This is a genomic window from Herminiimonas sp. (assembly GCF_030645555.1).
GTDB lineage: Bacteria > Pseudomonadota > Gammaproteobacteria > Burkholderiales > Burkholderiaceae_D > Oxalicibacterium.
Map to the genome: position 1 here is coordinate 1 of NZ_JAUSME010000006.1, position 5236 is coordinate 5236.

Consider the following 5236-nt stretch of genomic DNA (forward strand, 5'->3'; position numbering starts at 1 on the left):
TCTGGTCGCCGACTTTCAGGTGGGTACCGGCATCTTCCACGCGGTCGCGGGAGATTTCGGATGCACGCAGATAGCCTTCAACTTCTTCGGACAACTGGATCACTGCGCCTTTAGGCTCGACCGATTTGACAACACCGGTAACCAATGCACCCTTGTCGTTCATTGCAGCGAAGTTGTTGAATGGGTCGCCTTCGAGTTGCTTGACGCCGAGGGATACGCGTTCACGTTCCACGTCGATAGCCAACACGATTGCTTCCAGTTCGTCACCCTTCTTGAAACGACGAACAGCTTCTTCGCCGGTTTCGGTCCAGGACAGATCGGACAAGTGAACCAGACCGTCGATGTTGCCAGCCAGACCGATGAACACGCCGAAGTCGGTGATCGATTTGATCGCGCCGCGGACTTTGTCACCTTTCTTGTGGGTGACTGCGAAGTCGTCCCATGGATTGGCTTTGCATTGCTTCATGCCGAGGCTGATGCGACGACGTTCTTCGTCAATTTCCAGAACCATGACTTCAACTTCGTCGCCCAATTGGACAACTTTGTTTGGTGCCACGTTTTTGTTGGTCCAGTCCATTTCGGAAACGTGAACCAGACCTTCGATGCCTTGTTCAACTTCAACGAACGAGCCGTAGTCGGTCAGGTTGGTGACTTTACCGAACAGGCGTGTGCCTTGTGGGTAACGACGTGACAGACCGGTCCATGGATCATCGCCCAATTGCTTGACGCCCAGCGAAACACGGTTTTTCTCTTGATCGTACTTGAGAACTTTAGCCGTGATTTCCTGACCGACAGTCAGTACTTCCGATGGGTGACGCACACGACGCCATGCCAGATCAGTAATGTGCAACAGGCCATCGATACCGCCCAGATCCACGAACGCGCCGTAGTCGGTGATATTTTTGACGATACCGGTCACAACCGTACCTTCTTTGAGGGTTTCCATCAGCTTTTGACGCTCTTCGCCCATCGATGCTTCGATGACAGCGCGGCGTGACAGCACAACGTTGTTACGCTTGCGGTCGAGCTTGATGACTTTGAATTCGAGTGTTTTGCCTTCGAACGGGGTGGTGTCTTTGACCGGACGGGTATCAACCAGCGAACCTGGGAGGAACGCGCGGATGCCGTTGGTCAGAACAGTCAGACCGCCTTTGACTTTACCGTTAACGGTACCGATAACGATTTCACCGGACTCCATCGCTTTTTCAAGCGAGAGCCACGACGCCAGGCGTTTAGCCTTGTCGCGCGACAGGATAGTGTCGCCAAAACCGTTTTCGAGGGATTCAATAGCGACCGAAATAAAGTCGCCGACGTTGACTTCGAGTTCGCCATTGTCGTTCTTGAATTCTTCGATTGGAATAAATGCTTCCGACTTCAAGCCAGCGTTGACGATAACGAAGTTATGGTCAAGGCGAACGACTTCAGCCGAAATCACTTCACCGGAACGCATGTCCTGGCGTGACAACGATTCTTCAAAAAGAGCGGCAAAACTTTCCATGCCAACAGGTGTTTCTTGGGTAGAGGTGACAACAGTAGTCATATAGATTTAAACAAGTTGACCATGATTCGGGGTAGATCGATTTAATGCTTGCAAAAACAAACAACAAAAAGAAACGAATAATGGGTTAGGTTTTTCAACGCCTGCCAGACTTTGCGCCTGGACAGACAACGGGTACTTCTCAAACACAATGCTTATACGGCTTGCTTCACCGTGGCATACCAGCCGAGCACCTTTTCCACCGCCTGCTGCACGGTCAAATCCGAGGTATCCAGAAAATATGCCCCTTCCGCCGGCTTTAACGGGGCAATTGCACGATTCGCATCGCGCGCATCCCGCTCGTTCAAATCCTTTAGAAGGTCTTCTATATTAGCAGAAAATCCCTTGTCAATCAATTGCTTATAACGTCTTTGCGCACGCGCTTCAGCGCTGGCGGTGAGGAAGACCTTGAGGCAGGCATCCGGGAAAATGACGGTACCCATGTCGCGTCCATCAGCAATCAGGCCCGGCAAGCGGCGAAAACGCAGTTGCAAACCAACCAGAGCGTGGCGCAAAGCTGGCAAAGCGGCAATTTTTGACGCGGTATTGCCGACTTCTTCAGCCCGTATCGCCAGCGTGACGCTTTCTGTGCCGAGGAAAATTTCGCCGCCCGTGAAGCTGCAATCCAGGTTTTCCGCCAGTTGCGCCAACGCCTGCTCGTCGTCGAGCGCAATGCCGTGACGGATGGCCGACAAGGCTGTCAGCCGGTACAAGGCGCCGGAATCCAGATAATGGAAATTCAACTGTGCGGCGACCAGTTGCGCAACCGTGCCTTTGCCGGACGCAGTGGGGCCATCGATAGCAATGACGGGAATAGTGGAAGATGTAGTCATGTGGAAATTGATTAAACCTGTTTGTTAAGTCTGTATCACGTAGCCCGTATCCGGCACGCCCAAAGAAGAATGTAAGAGGAAGATTGCGCCGCAATGCCGCGCATATAGCTGATTATGCAGCGATCATCGCGCCAGCTTAAAACAAGCTGTCTTCAGTCACTTTTGCAAATGCATCGAAATAGTCGGGGAAGGTTTTCGCCACGCATTGCGGATCGTTGATGCGCACATTGTTGCCGCGCCGCGCCGCGCCATCCAGCGTGGCCAGTGAAAAGCACATCGCCATCCGGTGATCGTCGTAGGTATCTATCGTCGCCGCCTGGATCGCGGCTGGCGGTGTCACGCGCAAATAATCCGCGCCCTCTTCCACGATCGCACCCAGCTTGCGCAGTTCAATCGCCATCGCGCTGAGGCGGTCGGTTTCCTTCACGCGCCAGCTGCCTATGTTGCGCAAGGTACTCGTGCCGTCTGCATACAGGGCAGCAACCGCTATCGTCATCGCAGCATCCGGTATGTGATTGAAATCGGCATCGATCGCGCGCAAGACGCCGGTAGATTCCGCTTCTATCCAGTTGTCGCCCATCCGTATCGTGGCGCCCATTTTTTCCAGCGCTTCGACGAAGCGTACATCGCCCTGTATGCTGTCCTTGCCGACGCCCTCCACCCGCACCGGCCCACCGGCGATCGCACCGGCGGCGAGAAAATACGAAGCCGAGGATGCATCGCCCTCGACGTGTATCGTGCCCGGGCTGACGTAACGCTGGCCAGCCTGAATCGTGAACGACTGCCAGCCATTGCGCTGCACTTCGACGCCGAAACGCCGCATCAGATTCAAGGTGATTTCAATATAGGGTTTGGAAATCAAGTCGCCGATCACGTCGATCACGACATCCTGCTCGCGCGCCATCAAGGGCGCAGCCATCAGCAGCGCCGTCAGGAACTGGCTGGACACATTGCCGCGCACCTGCATACGTTGCGCATGGATGCGGCCGCGCTGTATATGCAGCGGCGGATAAGCTGCCACTCCGGTGTATTCAATATGTGCGCCTATGGCATTCAAGGCATCGACCAGATCGCCGATAGGCCGCTCGTGCATGCGCGACACGCCATGCAGTGTGTAGTCACCGCCGGTGACAGCCAGTGCCGCCGTCAACGGACGTATCGCCGTGCCAGCATTGCCCATGAACAGATCAGCTTGATGCACAGGAAATACACCGTTGACGCCATGCACGACATAATCCTGCGTCTCGCCGATTTGCTCCCACTGCACGCCCAGCTTTTGCAGCGCCATCAACATCACATGTGTGTCGTCCGAAGCGAGCAGATCCCGGATCTGTGTGGTGCCATCGGCCAGTGCAGCCAGCAGCAAGGTACGGTTGGAGATGCTTTTGGAGCCAGGCAAACGCACTACGCCTTTGGCGTGCAGTGCCGGTTGCAGGTCCAGGTAATGCGGATAATGTTTCATTGATCGCGATCTTGTTTGGGCTGCATTTCAGCCGTTTCTATATTGCTCAGCCAGTTCTGGCGCGCGCGCTGCGCATTGGCAAACATCGCCTGCATCGCTGCGCCATCGCCCGCGGCCAACTGGCCGCGAAAACGCGTCAGCTGAGCAATATAGGCATCGAGTTCAGTCAAGATCGCAGCCTGGTTCGACAGGCTGATATCGCGCCACATTTCCGGCGAAGAACCGGCGATGCGGGTGAAGTCGCGAAAACCGCTAGCCGCGTATTGGAACAGTAAATCGGCATGCGGCTTGGCAGCAATATCATCCACCAATGCATAGGCCAGCAAATGCGGCAAATGACTGACTGCAGCAAACACTGCATCGTGATCTTCTGGTGTCAGTTGATGGATGATGGCGCCGCACTGTTCCCACGCAGCCGAGACCAGCGCAATCTGCGCGGTGGAATTTTCCGGCAATGGCGTCAGCACGACTTTCTTGCCTGTATACAGGCTATCTATCGCTGCATCGGGGCCATTCGCCTCCAGCCCGGCGATCGGATGTCCCGGCACAAATTGCCCGATTTTGTCGCCCAGTGCACGCCGCGCCGCGGCTACCACTTCGCCCTTGATGCTGCCGGCATCGGTGATCACTGTCTGCGCCTGCAGATACGGCTGGATCGCTGCCAGTATCGCTTCAGTTTGCGCCACCGGCGCTGCCAGCAACACCAGATCGGCGTCGCGCAATGCCTCTTCCACCGAAGTGCTGATGACATCTATGATGCCCAGTTCCTTCGCGCGCGCCAGTGATGCAGCAGTGCGGCCGACGCCGACTATCTGTTCGACTGCGCCGGCTTTATGCAGTGCGCGTGCAAACGACCCGCCTATCAAGCCGACTCCAAAGATGACGATTTTTTTTAGCACGGGAGGAAAGGGAAAGTGGTTGGTCGGTTCAGTTTAAAAATCGGCTGCATGCTACTTCAGTACAGCGAAAATCAAGCCAGCGCTTTTCTCAATGCAGCAATGAATATCGCATTTTCTTCCGGCAAACCGATAGAGATGCGCAACCATTGCGGCAAGCCATAGTTGCCTACCGGGCGCACGATCACGCCCTGCTTCAACAAGGCCAGGTTAACGCGCGCACCGGCACTGTCGTCATCGCCCACCTTGACCAAGACAAAGTTGCCGGATGAAGGTACGTAAGTCAGCTTCAATTCATCAAAGGCCTGCGTCAACTGGCGATAACCGGCGGCATTCAATTGCGCACTTCTTTCGACAAACGCGCTGTCATTCAAAGCCGCAATCGCAGCGGCTTGCGCCAGCGAATTGACATTGAAAGGCTGGCGTATGCGGTTGAGCAAATCGGTAATGCCCGGCTGTGCGATTCCGTAACCTATACGCAAACCGGCCAGGCCATACACTTTCGACA

General features: G+C 55.1%; 5 protein-coding genes. All 5 read right to left on the reverse strand.

Annotation, left to right across the window (positions count from 1 at the left end; genetic code table 11):
• On the reverse strand, positions 1-1498 hold a 1498-nt coding region (rpsA, locus tag Q7T06_RS00250), incomplete at its 3' end, for a 30S ribosomal protein S1 (RefSeq protein WP_304778163.1).
• Positions 1499-1692: 194 nt separating this feature from the next.
• Entirely contained in the window at positions 1693-2370 is a 678-nt protein-coding gene (gene cmk / locus Q7T06_RS00255; protein ID WP_304778153.1) for a (d)CMP kinase, read from the reverse strand.
• 136 nt (positions 2371-2506) lie between these two features.
• On the reverse strand, positions 2507-3832 hold the full coding sequence (aroA, locus tag Q7T06_RS00260; protein ID WP_304778155.1) for a 3-phosphoshikimate 1-carboxyvinyltransferase: 1326 nt from the start codon (positions 3830-3832) through the stop codon (positions 2507-2509).
• Positions 3829-4731 carry a prephenate dehydrogenase/arogenate dehydrogenase family protein gene (locus Q7T06_RS00265; protein ID WP_304778158.1) on the reverse strand — a complete coding sequence of 301 codons (903 nt, stop codon included), beginning with the start codon at positions 4729-4731 and terminating at the stop codon, positions 3829-3831. Before Q7T06_RS00265 ends, aroA begins: the two co-directional genes overlap by 4 nt.
• 71 nt (positions 4732-4802) lie before the next feature.
• Positions 4803-5236, reverse strand: a 434-nt coding sequence (locus Q7T06_RS00270) for an aminotransferase class I/II-fold pyridoxal phosphate-dependent enzyme (RefSeq protein WP_304778161.1), incomplete at its 5' end; no start/stop codon positions are given.